Origin of the sequence: Sporosarcina sp. FSL K6-1540 (assembly GCF_038620285.1) — a bacterium.
GTDB lineage: Bacteria > Bacillota > Bacilli > Bacillales_A > Planococcaceae > Sporosarcina > Sporosarcina psychrophila.
Map to the genome: position 1 here is coordinate 1,817,802 of NZ_CP152018.1, position 20,570 is coordinate 1,838,371.

The 20,570-nt window shown below is 39.6% G+C and carries 16 protein-coding genes and 2 pseudogenes; 13 read left to right on the forward strand and 5 right to left on the reverse strand.

Going from position 1 to position 20,570, the window contains the following annotated elements; genetic code table 11:
* Positions 1-56: 56 nt before the first annotated feature.
* A pseudogene (locus MKY15_RS08285) lies at positions 57-535 on the reverse strand (TetR-like C-terminal domain-containing protein); the annotation flags it as partial.
* Between the two features lie 158 nt (positions 536-693).
* On the opposite strand from MKY15_RS08285, the gene MKY15_RS08290 reads away from it, so the two are divergent.
* From MKY15_RS08290 to splB, 3 genes are all read left to right on the forward strand, one after another.
* Positions 694-1,311, forward strand: coding sequence for a CoA pyrophosphatase (locus tag MKY15_RS08290; RefSeq protein WP_342539405.1), 618 nt, complete (start codon positions 694-696; stop codon positions 1,309-1,311).
* Between the two features lie 287 nt (positions 1,312-1,598).
* Positions 1,599-3,425: a hypothetical protein gene (locus MKY15_RS08295; RefSeq protein WP_342539406.1), complete on the forward strand. Its 1,827-nt coding sequence runs from the start codon at positions 1,599-1,601 to the stop codon at positions 3,423-3,425.
* Positions 3,426-3,660: 235 nt separating this feature from the next.
* Positions 3,661-4,689, forward strand: coding sequence for a spore photoproduct lyase (splB, locus tag MKY15_RS08300; protein ID WP_187046393.1), 1,029 nt, complete (start codon positions 3,661-3,663; stop codon positions 4,687-4,689).
* A gap of 122 nt (positions 4,690-4,811) precedes the next feature.
* On the opposite strand, the gene MKY15_RS08305 is transcribed toward splB, so the two are convergent.
* Positions 4,812-5,171: a carboxymuconolactone decarboxylase family protein gene (locus MKY15_RS08305; protein ID WP_338654159.1), complete on the reverse strand. Its 360-nt coding sequence runs from the start codon at positions 5,169-5,171 to the stop codon at positions 4,812-4,814.
* A gap of 184 nt (positions 5,172-5,355) precedes the next feature.
* Here MKY15_RS08305 and MKY15_RS08310 point away from each other — a divergent pair, with 184 nt between their 5' ends.
* Positions 5,356-5,634 (forward strand): hypothetical protein, encoded by a 279-nt coding sequence (locus MKY15_RS08310; RefSeq protein WP_187046395.1) that lies wholly within the window; start codon positions 5,356-5,358, stop codon positions 5,632-5,634.
* 300 nt (positions 5,635-5,934) lie between these two features.
* Complete coding sequence (locus MKY15_RS08315; RefSeq protein WP_342539408.1) at positions 5,935-7,629, forward strand: thiamine pyrophosphate-binding protein; 1,695 nt, start codon at positions 5,935-5,937, stop codon at positions 7,627-7,629.
* 167 nt (positions 7,630-7,796) lie between these two features.
* Here the strand turns inward: MKY15_RS08315 and MKY15_RS08320 are convergent, their stop codons facing one another.
* Together MKY15_RS08320 and MKY15_RS08325 are read right to left on the reverse strand one after the other, a co-directional pair.
* The gene (locus tag MKY15_RS08320; protein WP_342539410.1) at positions 7,797-8,585 is read right to left on the reverse strand and encodes a helix-turn-helix domain-containing protein; all 789 of its coding nucleotides are present in this window, start codon (positions 8,583-8,585) and stop codon (positions 7,797-7,799) included.
* 527 nt (positions 8,586-9,112) lie between these two features.
* Positions 9,113-9,415, reverse strand: coding sequence for a DNA primase (locus tag MKY15_RS08325; protein WP_342539412.1), 303 nt, complete (start codon positions 9,413-9,415; stop codon positions 9,113-9,115).
* Positions 9,416-9,671: 256 nt separating this feature from the next.
* Here MKY15_RS08325 and MKY15_RS08330 point away from each other — a divergent pair, with 256 nt between their 5' ends.
* Both MKY15_RS08330 and MKY15_RS08335 read left to right on the forward strand, forming a co-directional pair.
* Positions 9,672-10,859: a DUF4317 domain-containing protein gene (locus MKY15_RS08330; RefSeq protein ID WP_340741207.1), complete on the forward strand. Its 1,188-nt coding sequence runs from the start codon at positions 9,672-9,674 to the stop codon at positions 10,857-10,859.
* Between the two features lie 126 nt (positions 10,860-10,985).
* Entirely contained in the window at positions 10,986-12,110 is a 1,125-nt protein-coding gene (locus tag MKY15_RS08335) for a plasmid pRiA4b ORF-3 family protein (RefSeq protein ID WP_342539414.1), read from the forward strand.
* Between the two features lie 344 nt (positions 12,111-12,454).
* Here the strand turns inward: MKY15_RS08335 and MKY15_RS08340 are convergent.
* Positions 12,455-12,596, reverse strand: a pseudogene (locus MKY15_RS08340) (IS3 family transposase); the annotation flags it as partial.
* Between the two features lie 764 nt (positions 12,597-13,360).
* On the opposite strand from MKY15_RS08340, the gene MKY15_RS08345 reads away from it, so the two are divergent.
* From MKY15_RS08345 to MKY15_RS08370, 6 genes are read left to right on the forward strand one after another with little or no spacing between them, the layout of a single operon-like run.
* Positions 13,361-15,184: an IucA/IucC family protein gene (locus tag MKY15_RS08345; RefSeq protein ID WP_342539416.1), complete on the forward strand. Its 1,824-nt coding sequence runs from the start codon at positions 13,361-13,363 to the stop codon at positions 15,182-15,184.
* The gene (locus tag MKY15_RS08350; RefSeq protein WP_342539417.1) at positions 15,156-16,910 is read left to right on the forward strand and encodes an IucA/IucC family protein; all 1,755 of its coding nucleotides are present in this window, start codon (positions 15,156-15,158) and stop codon (positions 16,908-16,910) included. The genes MKY15_RS08345 and MKY15_RS08350 overlap by 29 nt, the downstream gene beginning before the upstream one ends.
* A gap of 2 nt (positions 16,911-16,912) precedes the next feature.
* On the forward strand, positions 16,913-18,145 hold the full coding sequence (locus MKY15_RS08355) for an AMP-binding protein (RefSeq protein ID WP_342539419.1): 1,233 nt from the start codon (positions 16,913-16,915) through the stop codon (positions 18,143-18,145).
* Positions 18,142-18,399, forward strand: coding sequence for a petrobactin biosynthesis protein AsbD (asbD, locus tag MKY15_RS08360; protein WP_187046403.1), 258 nt, complete (start codon positions 18,142-18,144; stop codon positions 18,397-18,399). Before MKY15_RS08355 ends, asbD begins: the two co-directional genes overlap by 4 nt.
* Before the next feature lie 13 nt (positions 18,400-18,412).
* Positions 18,413-19,387, forward strand: coding sequence for a DUF6005 family protein (locus MKY15_RS08365; protein ID WP_342539420.1), 975 nt, complete (start codon positions 18,413-18,415; stop codon positions 19,385-19,387).
* Entirely contained in the window at positions 19,384-20,208 is an 825-nt protein-coding gene (locus MKY15_RS08370) for a sugar phosphate isomerase/epimerase (protein ID WP_187046405.1), read from the forward strand. Before MKY15_RS08365 ends, MKY15_RS08370 begins: the two co-directional genes overlap by 4 nt.
* Positions 20,209-20,570 lie beyond the last annotated feature (362 nt).

The window sequence follows — 20,570 nt, forward strand, 5'->3', positions numbered from 1 at the left end:
TAAGTACTAAAATTTAAGCATGATATTTTAAAGAAGTTGATAGGGTAGTGGTTCGATTATTCCCCAATATATTCAATTGAAAATATGTGAGTTTTCGTTGACGCAATAACTTCTTCGATAAATTCTTCTTGAGATTCTTTGAAGTCACTGTTAATCCAATTCAGAATAAGTCCGTAAAATCCAAAGGCAGTATAACGTTTAAAATAATCCAAGTTTACAGGGATATTGTTAATCGTTTGGAAAATGAATTGTTCTTGATAAATTTTTAAAATTGTTTGTGGGAATCTTGTATGCAATCCTGGTAAAGGCTCATCATATTTGATCAGAAAAAAAATCCGGTTTTCATATATGTAGAAATGATATTAAAAGAAGGTGTATTTAGCTTTGTTGTATAAAATTTTTGACCAGGTATATATGGCTTTCCTACTGAATTTTCTAAGCCTTTCAGCATAGATTCAAGTAAGTCTTCTGCCAATTGAATTTTATCTTGATAATGTACATAAAACGTACTGCGATTATATGAGGCTTGATTGAGGCATCTCCAAAGCGCCAAACGTTCTGCAATCAATCCACACCCCGAGTTACAACTCTCTCATTATCGAGTACCACAGCAGGATCATTTGGATTCTTTAATCGTCAATCTTTACATGGTACGATAAAAAGAATATAACCAACTATGGAGAGGGGGATTTCATGTTCTTAGATCAACTAAAAAATCAGTTAAATGAAAATCAGTCCCTGTTTATAGGGGAGGAAACAGCTTTACGTTCAGCGGTTCTAATACCGCTAGTTCAAGTGGATGAAGAATGGCATATCCTTTTCGAAGTACGTTCATTGACCATGAGAAAACAGCCCGGTGATATTAGTTTTCCCGGTGGTCGAATCGACTCCACAGACCCATCCCCAATGGCAGCCGCTTTACGAGAAACGCATGAAGAATTAGGGGTCGACCCAAAAACGGTTACGATCGTAGGGACATTAAGTCCTTATATTGCCTCATCTTCATTTGTTATTTATCCATTTGTAGCAACCATTGATTACAATCAAATTATTCATTCGTATAACAAAGAAGAAGTTGAAGAGGTATTTACAATACCCGTTAAATGGCTATTGAATTACGAGCCTTATATGCATGTAGTATCCGTTGAACCAATGCCTTTGCCAAGCTTTCCCTATGAAAAAATAATGAATGGTACGCAGTATCAATGGAGAGCTCGTTCAATGGAAGAATGGTTTTTTGATTATGAAAACTATACAATTTGGGGTTTAACGGCTAGGATTTTGAAACATTTTATAGGAATTATAAAGTGAGTGATGTTTTTAATTATGAAGGAACTACTTATTACATTGAAATAACCTCACTTTGTACCATTATGGAGAGTCTTTTCAATGTAATCACATGTTGACTATGAGTCTGCTGAGGGAGTCAATTCATCTGGAAACTGCATGTAATAGTATTAAATTTCAGGTGCCTGGTTCTGATATAATTCTCGATTGCGTTAGCACCTTTCATAACTTTATAAATATAGAATTGCAAAAAGGAATCGGAAACGAGTACAAATTATACTGTATTCCATTCCTATTTCAAGGAGGACTTTATGGGCTTTAAAGACGATTTTAAACGTGAGATGCGTAACATAAAGAAAGACGTAGAAAAAGAAGTACATAAAACCTGGGAGATGGATTACAAAGGGCATCGGATTGAAGTTATAAACCAGATGAAAGAAGAGTTACTTATCATTGATGGTGTAACAGTTGATCGAAATAAACGAAAATCTTTACTTTCTCATATTATCCCGTATTCCAAGTTATCAGGCATACTTGATCTGCAAGATGGCAGAAAGCATGTCATTTCCGTTAAACTCGGTGGTTATGTAAAACTTAATTGTATTGTGAAAATAGATAATGAAACGGTTTTAGACGACTCCCTGAAGTTAGATTTTCTTCCGTGGGATAATAAAGAAAAAATTGTGGCCTTTATTCAACAACAAATTCAAACGCACAACAAAATAGTAGATGATCATTTACCAGATGAAGAATATTTGTATGATGAAAATCATCCACGAATGGCTTCAGGTATGTTCGATAATGTTGCAGATGATATACCTACACCATTTTACGTGAAAAAACTACTGAAGCTTTTTGAAGAGCAGCTAAATCGTCCTTCTACCAAAACACGAAAAGGTACATATGAAAAAATCATTTTTGACAATATCGCCAACTACAGTGATGAATTCATTGAACGATTCAAGCAAGCCGAATTTGACGAATCCCGTGTACAACAAGAGGCATTATGGCTTCTAGAGCATGCAGCACATAGGGAGGTTGTAAAATTTTCAATCACCGTACTTGGATGTACGGATTGTGAAAAATATAAAGAGCTATTATTCACATTGGGTATGCATGAAGAGTTTACACCCTATGTCCTATTTGCATTGAAGAATGGTACAATGCGGGCAAACAACCAAGTTTGGCAACTTGCTCAATCCGTTCATGGTTGGGGGAAGATTGCGGCTGTTGGCCAACTGGAAGCAACAACGCCAGAAATAAAACAATGGTTACTGACAAAGGGCTGCAGAAATAAAGTTATGGATGAGTATTTAGCCTATAGTTGTGCCGTAAAAGGAGAGCTTGACGTAGCTCTATATGAAGAAACGATTTCGAAAGAGCTATATGATGGAGCAGGTCTTATCATCCAAGCCCTTCTTAATGAGCGTGCTCCAGAAAGTATCGAAGATTATCGATATGCAAGCGCGGTTCTTTCACGCTTCGTTTACCATGCACGTACTCACTGTAAAACACTTGAGGATTTTTATCCGTTAATGAAAATAAGTGAATTTTTAAATGCCGATAGTGAGGTTTGGGAAGAACGGTTTAACGATCAGTGGAAACAACAAGAGTACGCTTCCATTCAGCAAGCGATTCAACCTATTATAAATGAACCTAAATGGTCACAGCTTGTATTGGAAGCACTACAGCAAGAAAACAATATGAAAGCACTTAAAATCGCTCTCTTTTATCAAGTAGACGTTACACAGAATTTGTTTGATATGCTAGAGAAAGATCCCGAAAACAGGGAACTATATGTAGTGGTTATGGATACAAAAAATCATAAGTATATCGAAGACATCTGCATATTTGCAGAAACGCATTTATCGTTATCAAGTCTGTCAAATGAAGAACAACATTGTCTGCAATGCATTGTTCAAGATTTGTATGGGTATGAAGGAGTGGGATTACCACTGATTCAAGCTGCTCTTGCATCAGATAATGGGAGTTTGCAATACCATGCACTCAGTGTGCTAGAAAGGTGGTCTCCATCGATTTCCCAACAGCCTGCTTTGCAGAAAAGCATTAAAAATATTGCAATTACGACAAAAGATAAAGAAGACCGCCAGCTAGCAAATAGATTATTGGTAAAATAATAAAAGAGATTTATTCAGTATTCCTCGATTTCCTTGACGCTTCTTGCAATTGGTGAATTACCTTCATTCACTGTAATTTAAGGTACCTGGTTCAGATGCAATTCCGAATTGTATTAGTATCGGGTACCTTTTTGAAATTAATTCCATTTTCATAATTTCTCGCTTTTAAGACAAGCTATATAAAAGGAGAAAGGTGATTAAATGGATATTAATTATGGATTAGGTAGTTCGCAGTATGAATAAACCCTTCACACCACAGCTTGTCTATTTTGAGCCTAATGCACTTGAATATCCGCTTGGAAAAGAATTAAAGGAAAAGTTCGAGAAAATGGGGATTGAAACGCGCTTTACGACCTCACATAATCAGATTCGGGACTTGCCGGGTGATACGGACGCTCAAAAATACCGTATCGCGAAATCTACCTTGGTCGTAGGCATTCGGAAAACGTTAAAATTTGAGACGTCGAAACCATCAGCCGAATATGCAATCCCGCTTGCGACAGGGTGTATGGGGCATTGTCATTATTGTTATTTGCAAACGACGATGGGCAGCAAACCCTATATTCGAACTTACGTTAACGTGGAGGAGATTTTAGAAGCGGCTGATCGCTACATCGAAGAACGTGCGCCTGAAATTACCCGATTCGAAGCTGCGTGTACATCCGATATTGTAGGAATTGACCATTTGACACATTCATTAAAAAGAGCAATTGAACATATTGGTCAAACAGAATTAGGTAGGCTGCGTTTTGTGACGAAATTCCATTTTGTAGACCATCTATTGGATGCTAAGCATAATGGCAATACGCGATTCAGATTTAGCGTAAACGCTGATTATGTTATCAAGAACTTCGAGCCCGGCACTTCTCCTCTGGATAAAAGAATCGAGGCTGCAGGGAAAGTCGCGAGAGCTGGTTACCCACTAGGCTTTATAGTTGCTCCCATTTACCTTCATGAGGGCTGGGAGGAAGGCTACCGCTACTTGTTTGAGCGACTTGACGAGGAATTGCCGCAAGATGCAAGAGAGGATATTACTTTTGAATTCATTCAACACCGATTTACGAAGCCTGCGAAAAAAGTAATTGAAAAGAACTACCCGAAGACAAAATTGGAGTTAGATGAAGATAAAAGGCGCTACAAGTGGGGCAAGTATGGAATCGGTAAGTATATTTACCAAAAGGACGAAGAGGAAGAAATCAAATCATATTTATACGGCTACATGGAAAAGTACTTTCCGAATGCGAAGTTGGAGTATTTTACTTGAGCCACCAAAAAAGCATAAGGGCCCAGGTAAACCGGGGCTTTACGGGGATTTGTATGAAATATGGATGATATAGATTGAGTGCAACAAGAAAACAGCCACCTGATTCAGGTGGCTGTTACATGTTATTGAACTATTCCTATAAAGTCTTCGAGTGCATCCTGCCAAATGGTTACACCTTGGCTCATTGCGGAACCGCCGCCTAGAGCCGCAGCCACCCCAATTGCCTCCATCATTTCTTCCTCAGTGCCACCCGCATCCAGGCAACCCTTTGTATGATAGAGGATGCAATATTCGTTATTTGCGTGCACGCTAATGGCGAGAGCGATTAGCTGTTTGTCTTTCTGATTCAATTTGCCGTCTTCGAAACACGACTCAGTGAATGCATGAAACGCCCTAGCCACCTCCGGCAATTTTTCTGAGAAACTGCCCATTCCAACTTTGTATTCCTGTAATACGGCTTCTGAATAAGTGATTTCATCCATTTAGTACCCTCCTATTCGAAGGTAGTATTAGCGAGACGGAGGAAGGCATGCATGCATTGTTTTTAAGATAAATAAATTCCTTGCTTTTAAATTGATATAGCCTCTGCCGTGCATACTTTTAGAATATTTCACAATACTAAGTGCGCTGTAACTTATTTTATTTGTAGGAAGGGAAGAGGTATAAATGGCTAAGCGTTCTGATACAAGTTGGAAGAAGGATAATCCAAACACATTTTTAAGCAACTCTGTTCAAAAAGCGGATCGTGCAGTGAAGCAAGCCATGACGCACCCAGAAGAGATTGCAGTTGAGCATGCTTTCAATTCGATATCACGCGCTGACAAGGCACGCTTACATGCTGAACAGCAGGATGAGCCAGCAAATTCAGTCCAGCAAAACAAAGAACAGCTAGATTTGATAAAGGGGCAATTAAACGAAGCCAATGGGATTGTGAAAGATCATTAAAATGAGGCAATCACCCCCACAGGTTCCGTAAAGCTTTTGGGGGAGAAACAGTCCTCGTTTTACGTACCTAGTTTAGTGTATCCCTTCAAATAGGATGAAAAACAGCATGGGATAAATTACGAAAGAAACACTACAGTGACTTGCTGTAGTGTTTCTTTCGTATGAACGGAAATACCTGGCGAATAATTAGGAGTAAGTAGGGGGAGATGGGGTAATTCAGATAATAGAGTAGCTACCGAAACGCTCCATTGTTTCGGAAACAGCTAACCTTTGAAAAACGCAAAGGAGGAATAGACTAAAATGGATAAAATGCAACAGCCGATACCAACACACCCGCCCACACTCGGGCAGTATCTTTTCGACAGTCTAAAAGCGGAGGGTATTACCGAGGTTTTTGGCGTTCCAGGCGATTATAATTTTAGCCTTCTGGATACGTTGGAGCAATATGATGGAATTCGTTTCATAAATGCACGCAACGAGCTAGGGGCGGGATATGCAACTGATGGCTACGGACGACTTCGTGGCTTGTCAGCGTTCATTACAACTTTTGGTGTTGGCGAGATGAGTGCCTGCAATCCTATCGCGGGTGCGAACAGTGAATATGTGCCACTCATACATATCGTCGGAGCTGCCAAATCAATGGATCAGCAGGCGCATAAATTAGCGCACCATTCCCTACTGGACGGCGATTTTGACGTATTCCGGCAAGTGTCTACGCATCTGTGCGCCTATACAGCAATCGTGACGCCGGAAAATGCCGAACAGGAGATTTCAGCAGCAATCCGCATAGCTAAACAAAAACGCAAGCCGGTCTATTTGATGGTAGCTATGGATTTGGTCACGAAGCCCATCGTTCAGCGGGGTGTTCCGGAAGTCACTAAAGTCACGACATACAAACCAGCGCTTGAGGCTGCGATTCAGCATATAACGAGATTGTTGAACGGTACGAACAATGTAGTTCTTTTATCGGATATGCTGTCGCTCCGTTATGGACTTAGAGATTCCGTTCACCAGCTGGCGTCGGATTTAAACGTACCGGCTGCTTCGCTTATGATGGGCAAGAGTAGCTTCGACGAACGGCATCCGAATTATATCGGCGTGTATGGCGGAGTATTAGGAAGTGAACAGGTCAGAACAATCGTTGAAAGCGCGGACTGTGTGATTGCGATTGGCATGATTTGGAACGACACGAATTCTGCGAAGGAAACGGCAATGCTTTATCGGTTTCGTCTCATCGACATTCAGCCTGAGTTTGTGCGGGTCGGAGAATCCATGTACGAGCAGGTGATGGCGGCAGATCTCGTCGCTGCCTTAAACACGTGCGGGTGGACCCAAAGCGGGGCTTTACCTCAAGTTTCCTTCCCTTATGATGAACTATCTGGTGAGCCGGAGCAGCCAATTCGAGCAGCATCTTATTATCCACGCTTCCAGCGGATGTTGAAGGACAAAGACATTGTTGTGGTTGAGACTGGAACCTTTGGGTATGGGATGTCACAAGTGCGACTGCCGGCAGGAGCCGAATATATTAGCCAGCAAGGTTGGCAGAGCATCGGTTATGCAACGCCGGCTGCATTTGGGGCATGCATCGCGGAACCGGACAGACGTGTGCTGCTGTTTACTGGGGAAGGTTCGCTGCAGGTGACGGTTCAAGAAATCAGTACGATGCTGGATAATGGCTGCCGACCCATTCTGTTCATCCTCAATAACAGCGGCTACACAATTGAAAAATACTTAAATATCAAGACGTTTAACCAGCAGTATAACGAGATTCCAAACTGGCATTATACGCAGCTAGCTGAAGCCTTTGGCGGAAAGGCATTCACGGTTGAAGTACGAACAAACCAAGAGTTGGATGAGGCGATTTCCGCAGCGGAGCAAGCGCAAACGAGCCAGCTGTGCATGATTGAAATGATTGTCACTGACCCGATGGATGCACCGGATTATTTAATCCGGCTTCGCAAGCATTTAGAAGAGCAGGAACGTCTGAAAGAGTAGCTGTATGCTGGTACTTCAAATAAGGAATTGCATTGAGCGCACTTCTCGGAGTGCGCTTTAATGTTTATTAGACTACGAGAACGTTACCCGCAACACAACAATGCATAAACCTAAGTGAAAACATGGGGAAATAAGTAATCCCAATTATTTTTCCAATCGATTTACAACTACCGGCAGAAAAACCCCTCAACTGGCACGTCATAATCCATGAAAGCCTCGCTGAATAAGGCCTTGCCGATGAGTTCGCGCAAGACGCCTGAATAATAGCCGGGCAGATTCCGGATTTTTTTCTGTTTGGTTGTTTGAACCGCAATACGAAGGGCGTGCATGGCTAATTGCTCGAACAGTTCTCCTTTGTCTTCGTGAATGCTGAACTTTAGCATTTGCAGGGACTGTTTCCGGTAGACGCCGTAAAAATTGCGTGCTAATTTACTTTCTCCGATTGTTGAAGAAAGAAGAGATTTCATTTTACCGAAAAGTGTAGTAGGCACAATTTCCGTAGGAGACGTTCTTTTAAGGTCTTTAGGTTTTATCGCTTTAGAAAGAGAAGCTTCGGTTTGTAGATTAGCGGGTTCAAACTTACTGCTAGAAGGCTTTTCGTCATCCTTCGGGGTGTTCAATTTCGACTGGTCATTAGTAGGTTTAATGACGTAAATGTTAGCGCCTAGACCGCTCATAACAGGGCGGATATAGTGAATCCTTTCGATGATTTCTAGCTTTTCTAATTTACGGATGGCGCGTCGAACAGTTGCATTGGATTTCTTGATAGCCTTTTCGATTGTTTCGTGTTTCAAATGTGCAGCACCGTATTTAACGGAGTAACGACGAATCATATCGAGAACAGCCCGCTCTGTTTGATTTATGTCGTTCCAATTCGTGAGTACGTGTTGTCTTGTCGCTGCGTCTAAATCGTGTTTGTTTGTGAAGTGTGCGTATTCCGTTAGGTAAGTTGTCATAAAGAATATCCCCTTTATTCTTTATATAGAAGGGAATTGAGGTTTAGGGGACAATGTTGTGAAAAAAGTTTTTGTGATTTTATCCCGCATTAACGGGCAGTAAGACCCCCACTTCAAGTCATCAAGGACACGAGAAGAATAAGTGGGGGATCAACTGCCCGTAAAAGCCCGAATGGTTAAACTAACAATCAGTGGAGGATGAAGACCCCCCTCTGATTGAAGATTAACTTTATTTGAAGATGGCAAACAACTTAAAATTTGCTTGCCAGGACTCATGTAATCGATCAAAATGGTGCAAGTTGAATGTAAATCATTTTTTTAATGGGTCCTACTACATTGAATTTATACTTGTCTTTAATGTCGAGCGGTCTGCAATCGCCGGGATGTTCATTTGAAAATTATATTCTGAGCATCAAAAAGGACTGAATGGCCGATGTGCCATTCAGTCCTTTTGTAAAAGGTAAGAAAGTATAAGTTTTTTCAACCTGGAACAGTGTCTAGACTCCGGCGCTAAACGGTTTTGCTAATCAACCCTCGGTGCCATCATCACTGTCGGCATCTGTATCCGTACCATCGTCAGTATCTACGTCCACATCCGCATCCGTACCATCGTCAGTATCTACATCCACATCTGCATCTGTACCATCGTCAGTATCTACATCCACATTTGTATCTGTACCGTCATTAGGATCGACATCTTCTACAGGGTTATTAACATCCACGTCGACGTCGTCTTCACTGTCGCCGCACGCTGCAAGCATCCCGACAGACAGGATTGTTGCTGCACCAAGTTTCAACCATTTCTTTTCTCCTGTGAGTTTCAAAGCCATTATAATCTCCTCCAAAATTTTGTCTAGTTTTATAAGTGAAGCATGTCCTTGTTATACCCCGATTTTAATCTCTTAATCATGTGGAAGACGTCGCCGTATCATTCGAAGTTGATTGTGGTTCTACCATCATCAAAAACATTGCTATAATAAGGGAGTGTCAAATGCTGTATCAAAGCATTGACGCTCTTTTTAAGTTTATAATGTGAGTTTTACATTCGACATGACAGATTATACTAGTTGGGGAGTTGAAATAGAGATGAATAAGAAGGACATTGCAGCGATTCGCAAGCAATTTAAGTTGGATACGGATTTACTGAAAATCACTGACATTTACAAAGTGTATATTAAGCAGGAGAGCAGTGATTTCTATCATGAGGAAAGCCAACCATTTGCCCTATTGGACAGAGAGCAACAAGAGTTGTTTCTGACTAACTTTAAAAAAGTGTTAGGTGGAAAACTGGGTTTAAAATTATTTGAGGTGAAGTTTCAAGAGCAAGCGGAGGAGCAAACGGACCATACGCAACGGCTTTTATATGAGGGTCTCCATACGAATGAAGTAGAAGAGTGGAAAACGAATATGGAAAGCATCGCCCGAAAGATGGTGCAAGACGCTCAATATGAAAAGGACGTCGTAGTGACTTTTATTCGCGGTAATTATTATAAACCGACGAAAAGGAATCATGATGAAGAGGAAGTCGCAAAGCAGGATGAAGTGTACAAGAACCCATTCATTCTCTGCAGCATGAATCAGACTGAACTGCCGAAACGGTCACTTATATTTGATTTCAATGAGAAGGAATTTAAGTCGCGTGACATGCTTGATCCGATTATCAATTTAACTTCTCCAATTGGTGGATTTGTGTTCCCTTGCTTTACTGACAATGCGGCAGACGTCAATCACATCTTGTATGCTGCTGGCAAAGCGAATAAGCCAGATTACCACTTCATCGAGAATGTGCTAGACGGCGAAGAGATTATGACTGCAGAGGATGATAAAGCCGTCTTTGAAGAAATCGTAAAAGAAGTGGCTGGTAATGAAATGAATACAAAAACCCTTGCCAGTGTATATGATGAATTAAACAGTATGTTGCTTGTGGAAAACGAGGAAGAAGATGAAAGCCTTTCTACTTTGGATACTAAAGAAGTGGAGCGTGTGCTGAAGGCAAGTGGAGTGAAAGATGTGAGCACGGAAAAAGTGGAAAGGGCATTTCAGAAAGTAATCGAAGACAAAACATATGAAATGAAGGCAAGCCACATCCTTCCGAGTTACGCATCCAAGTCCATCAAGATTGAAACGAAAGTAGCAAATATTGCTATCAGCCCGCAAGACTTGAGATATGTGAGGCAGGTCACTGTTAATGGAAAACGTTGCATATTGATTGAGGTGGAAGAAGACACGATAATTGAAGGGTTTACGCTACTTGAAGAAGAATTGTTGGAGTAGACAAGACAATAACCTCATTTTGATGCGCTATGGTAGCCTTATCATAAGTAGGTGAGGTCTCTTATTTGAGAAAAATACTAATACTACTAGATTTCAGATACCCCTCATTCAAAGGAGTTATCAATTATGCATATCCGTTGTACGAAGAAACTTTTAGTTGAACTCAAAGTCGAACCTGAATCAGTTACCGAGGACAATCCACTTTTCTCTTGGCATGCAAATTTAATCACGGTTAATCGTAGGAAAGCGGTTGTGTTAGTGAATGATCATAATCGTTATGCCGTTGTGTTGTACGGACTGAAAGCAAAAGACTTTAAAAGGTTCAACGAGATTGCCTTGCGAGGAATCCGCGAAACATTTCAGGCAGAAGGGATATCGGACAAGGTGATTGACCAGTATTTACTTCATACTGGTGAAGTTTCCATGACGAAGACAAAGGATCGGACTTCTGTGGCAAGGATGAATAAGGCTTGTGATAATGTATACTTTTTTGATGAGTTATGGGATGTAGATTCTATTTTCCAGCCGGACATGGGTATCAAGATTAGCCGCATGTTAGTCGGAGACGGAAAGAACAGTTATTTTCTACCGCATGAAGAGATGTATAAGGATCTCAACCTTTTTGCTGGCCAATCAACTTTTGAAGCGAAAGCTGCAGTCCTGAATGTTACACTTAGGCTCGAAAATCGTCAAGTATGGCGGCGACTTGTGGTCCCTGTAAATAAAACATTTAACCAATTACACCAAATTATACAGACGGCCTTTGGGTGGCAAGATTACCATCTTCATGACTTTTTTGTTTATGGTAAGGCGGACAATACGGGGAGTCACATCACTGAAGGGCATAATGAAAAAATCCAAAAACCCATCATCAATCTTGTTTGCACCGAAGAGGCTTTTTCTTATCCTGGTGAAATAAACATGAAGCTTGAAAAAGACGTGAAGCTATCGGAATATATTCCTGCATACGAGAAGCTGACATATAACTATGATTTTGGTGATGACTGGAACCACGATATCGAAGTAGAAAGCATTATAGAGAACTATGAGTCCAACTATTCTGTTTGCTTGGAAGGTGAAGGGAATACACCACCAGAAGATGTAGGCGGTGAGTATGGTTATGAAGAATTTCTCAAGATTCTTGCTGATCACGACCACCCTGAGTATGAGCATATGGTTAATTGGGGACGGATGCAGCGTTATGAGGATTTTGCTATTGACTCTATAAATACAGGGTTGAAGAGACTTTAATCGATTAAGGCAGAAGTCTCCTTCCTCAACGCGAAGCGTAGGTGGGAGATGAATGCTTGCCGAATTTATGGAAATGTTGCTTTATAAATTAGAAGTCTGAATGATTTTATCCACTCGATTTACTATCCTATCGCCAATAAAACCCCTCCACTGGCACATGAACCTCCTGAAAAACATCACTAAACAAAGCCTTTCCAATAAGTTCACGAAGCACAAGGTACGCTTTTTATTTGTTATTTTAGCTTCGCGATTCCGTATCATTGAACGAGTGTTGATGGAGAATTGCGAGTAATTACCCGCTTAGTTCCGTCTTGATTGCGTAATAAATTAAATTTAACATATTGAAACTCCTCAGACTTCAAGTTCGAATGAAAAGATTCAATCACCGCATTGTCCCAACAGTTTCCTCTACGCGGCATACTGCTGACAAGGTCGCGCATATGACGTGTAAATACTTCCTTGATCTGAATCCACAATCACACCTTCAGCTAATTTGTAGTATAGAAAAAGTATCTACAATAAATTCGTTTTCTTCAGCTGTATAAATCCACCCTTTGATCGACGAGCTATTTTGTAGTTCACTAATATTCATTATTAATTAGGATAGCAGATAATAAATAAAATAATAATGGAGGAAGAACAAAAATATTTATTCAAGTAAAAACGATTAAAGTAACAGAGGGCAATGCTGAGTAAATGGGTGATCGTTTTGCAGGTCATCGTGCCAATAGAGTCAAACCAGCACCTTCTTATATTATCGATAGCCGTCAAGAGCTTTATCATATGCGTAGTCAAAAAAAGTATTTTGATGCGTCAGTAACTTAAAAAGTAGAACATAACGCCCGATTTATAGAAGTTATTAAATAGGGCGTTTCTGCTTATGCTTTTGTTCTTAGAGTGCCCTGCACCTATCAAATGGTAATCATCATTTTTTACTGTGACCTGTTTTGGATCAATAGGTCCTTTGACAGTTGAGACATTTTCAATATTCATGTAATATGTACTCATAAATGATAATGATAATCATTATCATTTATGAGTATGATGTGTAGCTATTAGTCTATTGTTATCCTGTAAATTCTTAATCTTCTTTTTAATTAACAGGAAGGCATATCATATGTCAGCAACAAATTTGTTTCCATTTACTTCTTATATGAGTCTTTCTAATTAGGAAGACTAATTTTTTTGGCGGTAAATGATAATAGTTATCATTCACTAGTGAAAGGCTCTATGAAAGGATGGTAAATTACATGCAACAGGTTGCTAAACAGATTGCAGAAAATGCAACGTTTCAGGCGTTTATGAATTGTTATATACGAGAAGTGAGTAGCGGACACTGGGTCAAAAAGGAGGAGTGGATAAAAGAACAGCGACTATCTATCCTGATTACAGAGGCACATATGTTAGAGCTTGAGTTGCCGATGCAAAACACCCGTTTTGCATTTGGTGTGGAATACAAATCTCTTGTTGGAAGACATACATTTGGTGTCGCGTTGAAGTATTGTACGAAACAAAAACAATGGCTTCTTGAAGATAAATTAACGATACTCATCACGCTCATTCAAGAACTACATTTAATGGCTAAGGCAGATGGATGTTCTGAACTTTCTTCCTGTTTTGATGAACTCATTCTTCGCATAATTGAGAGCTATCAAACGATGGCAAATTATATTGAAAAGAGTTTGGAAGATAAGAAACCAAATGGAGCTAACGATACGTTTATTGAAGCTGAGCAGTCTCTCTTATTTGGACATTGGCTTCATCCGACACCTAAAAGCAGACAAGGGATGGCAAATTGGCAACAAACGAGTTTTGCTCCAGAGCTACAAGGTTCTTTCCAGCTTCACTATTTTCGTGTCGACCGTAAAATTGTGAAAGAGTCCTCTGTATTAGAAAGAAGTGCGAGTGAACTCATTTCTCAGTCTTTAACAAAATCACAACCTGATTTTGTTATGTCAGAGAAGGATTGCCTCATTCCGATGCATCCGCTTCAAGCACAGTGGCTCTTACAGCAACAGTATGTAAAAAAAGCAATTGCCGAAGGATTGATAAAATACGAAGGTGCGCTTGGGGCATTTTATACAGCAACCTCTTCGATAAGAACGGTATATAGCCCAAATGAAGAAATGATGTATAAGTTCTCAATTCCTGTCAAAATAACGAATTCATTGAGGGTAAATCGAACTCATGAACTAAAAGCGGGAATTGTTATGGCTCGGTTAATGAATAAGATTGATTTCTTACAGAATCAATCATCTTTTCAGATGATTGATGACCCAGCCTATATGACTGTAGAGTTTCCAAATCAGACGGAATCAGGGTTTGAGGTTATTTTTCGCTCAAACATATTTCCTAAAGGACATGATAAAGGAATCTGCATGATCGCTGCTCTTGTTCAAGAGCCTCTGCCAAAAGAAAAATCGAGACTGTGTCAGCTCATCATGAAACTCTCTCAATCAGAATTCCGCTCATTAGAAAGCGTAAGTTTAGATTGGTTTAAAGCCTATTGGAAATGTGCAATTGAATCATTATTAAGGTTATACGATGAGTATGGGATAGCTCTCGAAGCACATCAGCAAAATAGTGTGTTAAACATTTCTTCAGGTTATCCAACTACTTATTATTATCGTGATAACCAAGGATATTACTTATCAAAAACGTATAAAGAAGAACTTCTTTCAATAGAGCCTTCTCTACATGAAACAGAAGAGCTATTTTACGAAGATGCCCTTATTCATGATAGATTTGCCTATTATTTGTTTATGAATCAATTATTTCCCGTTATTTCCCGATTTGGAGCAGATCAGCTAGTCGATGAAAAAATTCTTTTGAAGTGGTCTATCGATCAACTGTACTTATTAGAAAAAGAATTTACAGGTCACGGGAAGGCATTTGTTCGTAACATTCTAAAACAAGAAAATCTTGCGTTCAAAGCAAATTTATTAACAAGGTTTCATGATGTAGATGAACTAGAAGCCGAGCTTGAACAAGCGGTATACACGAAAATTCCAAATCCGTTTGTGCTTCAGTATGAGGAGGCAGAATATGCAGCAGCTACAGCCTTTAGCTTCTAAACAAGGAGAGCTACGTGTAAGACGGCAGCTTGTGGAAGCAATGATTTTTGAAGGATTAATCAAATATGAAGAAACTCGTCTAGATAAATGGACTTCAATCCTTACTCTTGTTGGACAGAAGTACACCTATCGTTGTGAAGGCCGAAGAATGGCATTTGATCGCATCCGAATAAAGGGAGATAGCATTTTTCAAGTAGGAAGAGATGAAACGTTACTAGAGGCGACGCTTGAGGATCTAGTAGATGAATTACTTTCGACTCTTAGTGACAAAGCCCGATTACTGAAAGAACTTTATTTAACGAGTAAGCTTTGTGAATGGAATGATCGTCATCTCCAAATGCCAATGTCGAGAAGAAATTCGAGTTATGAAGAATTAGAATCAGAAATCATTGAAGGACATCCATATCACCCTTGTTATAAATCAAGAACCGGTTTTACAATCGACGACCATAAAGACTACGGCCCTGAGGCAAAGCAATCATTTACCCTCCAATGGGTTGCGGTGAGAAGAAGCTACGTACGAATCACTGTTCTTGAAGAGGAAGAGAGTTTTTGGAAAAGGGAGCTAGGGCATTTGATGTGGGAAGGCCTTCTTGCAAAGCTTGCAGTATTCAATGGAACATATGAAGAATATACGTTTTTACCGGTTCATCCTTGGCAGTGGCATAACCTGAAACATGAACTAGCTGAATTAATTGAGCAAAAAGATCTAATTCCTCTAGAAGTGAAAGGAGATTACTTTCGGGCATCCCAATCGGTGCGAACATTATGGAATTTTTCAAATCCTGAAAAGGCGCAATTAAAATGCTCGATGAATATGGTGAATACCTCTTCATTACGAAATTTGCATTCTCATGCTGTTTGTGCCGCTCCTCATATTTCAACATGGCTTAAACAGGTGATTCAATTAGACTCCTATTTACAAAAGGAAGCGTCTCTTATTGTACTGGAAGAATATGCAGGGATTATTTTTGAACCGAATGCAAAAGAGCATAGCAAAAAATTAGAAGGTCAGCTTGGCTCGATATGGCGAGAAAGTGTGCGCTCGTATATGAAGGATGATGAAGAAGCGGTACCATTTACGGTGCTAATGATGATGGAGAAAGATGGGCGTCCGTTTATAGATGATTGGCTTTTCCGATATGGAACGGAGAAGTGGGTAAAACGCTTGATCGAAGTGAGTGTTATTCCTGTGTGGCACTTGCTTGTCGCTCACGGTATTGCTGTTGAGGCCCATGCGCAAAATATGATTTTATTACATCAAAATGGCTGGCCGACTCGGGTTGTACTGAGGGATTTCCATGACAGTATCGAATATACTGAAGAATTTATTGCAGACAGAAGCCTCATTCCAGACTTTGAAACGATACACGAACGTTTTAAAGATGCACCTGTCGATCATTATTATTGGATGTCTTCTGTAGAGGCTTTACGAGAGTTAGTGATGGATACATTATTCGTGTTTCATTTAAGTGAACTATCTAATTTGCTAGAAGAGCAGTATGGATTTGCAGAAACATGTTTTTGGAATCAAGTTAGGGACGGAATACAAAAGCACTTTGAACGGTTTCCATCATTATGCTCAAGAAATGAACAGCTTCAGCATACTAACATACATATTTATGTTGAATCTTTGTTAACAAAAAAACTTCGAAATCAAGAAGAAGGTAACTTTCGACATATCGTCAGCAATACATTGGCGCAAGCGAATAAGAAGGGGAAATGATGATGTTTTATGTCAATGATCAATTTTATACAGTAGAAGATATCGAGAAGCAATATGAAATATATGAAAGCTTATCTCATCTAAGAGAGTGTAATAATCGCAGACTAGCAATTTGTACGGATAATACTTTCCAATATATGGCTCTTTGTTTATATATTCGCCAAAAAGGTGGATCAGTCGTCCCAATCCATTCAGCGACGCCAAAAGAGGGAGCTGTGCGGCTTGCTTCTTCAGCAGGTAGTCATCTTTTGTTGTTCCAATCGATCGATTCTTTCATCGAACTATCAAATCATTCCAATAACCAAGAAGGAGTATTAATTCAAATGAGTTCAGGTACAACAGGAGCTCCGAAATGTATTGAACGAACGTGGAGTTCAGTGGAAGAAGAGATTGAAAGCTATGTGAAGACATTACCTGTCGATTCCTTGACAAATTCTGTTGTCGCTTGTCCAGTTACTCATTCTTATGGATTCATTTGTGGTGTCTTGGCCTGCATAAGAAGGGGAGCAAAGCCGGTTATTATTACGAATAGTAATCCTAAATATATTCTGAAAAAGCTAAAAGAATATCCTAAGCACATACTCTATGCGGCTCCAGCGTTACTTTATACATTAAGTCGATTATTGCCTATTGATCAACAATTTGATCGTGTGATGACGTCAGGAACTGTGATGCCGCATAGTTGGTTGACATTATTAAGAGAGAAATCTCGCCAAGTATTACAGCAGTATGGATGTTCTGAATCCGGGTGTGTTGCGATTCACCCTAATATGGAGGATCCGAAAGAAATGGGCTATCCCCTTCCTCATGTGAAGGTGACAGCTGGTGACAAACAAACACCGAGAGAAATTATCATTGAATTGTCTTCACAAACGATTTATACAAAAGATCTTGGCTATATAGAAGATAATGTTCTTTCTTTTCTTGCAAGAATGGATGACACGATTAATGTAGCAGGCTTGAATGTGTATCCGCTAGAAGTTGAAACCGTGTTAATGGATGACCCAAGAATAGTCGAAGCGGTCGTCTATAAGAAACAAAACAACCTATCAGGAGAGCGAGTATGCGCACAATACGTATCTACTGAACCAATCGATAATATGGAACTTAGAGAATGGTGTCGGAAATTTCTCGCTCCACATCAAATTCCAATGGAGTTTGTATTTGTTCATGAAATTGAAAAACTGCCAAATGGAAAGGTAAGTAGAAAAAAACTTGGAGGCATACCAGTATGACGAGACAACAATTAATCAAGGGCATCTATGACATTATGGAAAATTCATTAGAGTTGCAGACACTGTCTTCTTTTAGTGAAGATGCTCGGTTAAATGAGGATTTGTATATGGATTCAATTATGGTCCTTCAACTGATTCTTCATTTAGAGTTGGATCTTGGCATTTCCATTCCCGATGAGATTCTCGTTCCTAAAGATTTTAAAACAGTAGGAACACTAGCAAGCTTTCTAGAAAAACAGCAAAAAGTACAATAATCGGAGGGGAAAAATGATAAAAGTACATTGTTTTGTAAGCTGTGTTTGTGAAGTTATTAAGAAAACGAAAGGCGTTGATCATAGGCCCTACTATTTTGGGGTATGGGATGCAGATTTTGATGTGCTCGATAATGGAGTGCTAACATATCACTCAGATCGAATTGATCATCATTTCTTTCAAACATGGTATGAAATGCTCTATGGAATCAAGCTTTACAAATGGTATGACGAAGAACAATCAAAACAAGAAAATATAAACAAGCTGCTAAGGTTATTAGAAAATAAATCTCCACATCAACATGTGATGGTGATGCTGGATTTATCGATGCTTCCAGAGCGAGAGAATAAATTTCATCAACGTCCATTTCCACATTATGTGATGCTAGAATCGACAGAAAATGAAGCAGAGTGGTTTATGTATGATCCTGATTTTCGCTGGGAAGGGATTTTGCCGAAGGAGAGGATTATAGGTGCAATCCAAGAGCCAACTGTCGGTGGTGGCTATTACTTTGATTCAGAGACAATTATTGCTCCAACTACAGAGGCGGTTGAAGCCTATTTTAATACATGTATAAAGCTTCATTGTAATCCGGTGACAGACGCAATTATCGAGATTATTAAAGAGTATACCGTAGGAAAAGAAAAAGAAAGTATGTCAAAACTTCCAACTGCATTAAAACAATTGCCGGTTTTAGCGATTAGAAAGTATGCATATGAACATGCATTCGCCTATTTTTGGGAAGCTCTTGGACGCGATGAGGAAGGCTTTGAAACTTGGTGTGAAGAAATTGAGCGTCTAGTGAATGGTTATACAACGATTCACTATCGAGCGATGAAACTTGCGATGACGCAAGATTTGTTATTAGCTGAAGATATTTTTGCGAAGTTAGAAGAACAAAATCTCCTTGAGTTCAAGATTAAGCAAGGATTACAAGATTGTTTTCAAGCATGGTTGACATTACAGCACAGGAAAGAGGTTGTACTATGAAACTATCTATCTGTACGATCTCGTTTCGGCACCATCTCCACTCGATTGATCAATTAGCTCACTTTGCAAAAACTCAAGGTTTTCAAGGAATCGAGCTCTGGGGTGTTCATGCAAAGAACTTGGCAGATGAACTTCATTATGGAGCAGATTGGCTAAGCTCCTACGGTTTGGAAACAAGCATGCTTAGTGATTATTTGCCATTAGAAGCACCAATTTCTGAGATGATGGCTGAAACAGAAAAGTTATCTTCACTTGCAAAGCGCTGGGGAACGAATAAGATTCGTACATTTGTAGGAAAACAGGGCAGTTCAGACACGAGTAAGAAAGAAAGGAAAGAACTGATTTCCAGGCTCAGAATGCTCTGTGATTATCTTGAGTCAAAAGGACAAGATTTGCTTGTTGAAACTCATCCGAACACATTGACAGATAATCTACCTTCAACGATGCAGTTACTCGAAGAAACGAATCACTCAAGCCTACGAGTGAACTTTGACGTTTTGCATATATGGGAATCAGGGATAAACCCTATTGTCGCCATGAAGCAACTTCGTCCTTATATCTCACATTTCCACTTTAAAAATATTGCCTCACGTGCACAACTTGGTGTTTTTTCTCCAAACAATGTTTATGCTGCATCAGGGTCTAGAGAAGGGATGGTCCCATTGTTTGAAGGTGCAATTGATTATGATGAATTCCTAGCAGGAGTACTATCACTGAAGGAGGTAGATGCGTCATTGGAATGGTTCGGATCAAATGTGAAGAGCGTATTAGCAAAAGATGTTCAGGAGGTTAAGAAGGCGTTGCAGTTGGTGCAAGTATAACGTAAGTTTGTTTAAAACATATATGAGAATCGCTTGATTCAATCTAAATTTAGTTTTTGGTACCTATGTAAGAAATATTCATGAATGTTTGCTAAAAAGATCCCTTTTGTTGAGATTAACAAAAGGGATTAGGAGTCTAACGAGATAATAGATGGATGGTCTTTTGCGTAATATGGAAGTTTATCTAACAAACTCTGTGTAGACAGTTACATATAAAGCAACGTTGTCCGATTTTGTGGCAGGGTTGCTTTATAAATTAGAAGAATGAATGATTCTATCCACTCGATTTATCATCTCTATCCTATCGCCAATAACCCCTCGATATATGGTACTCCAGAAAAATAACACTAAGCAAAGCCTTC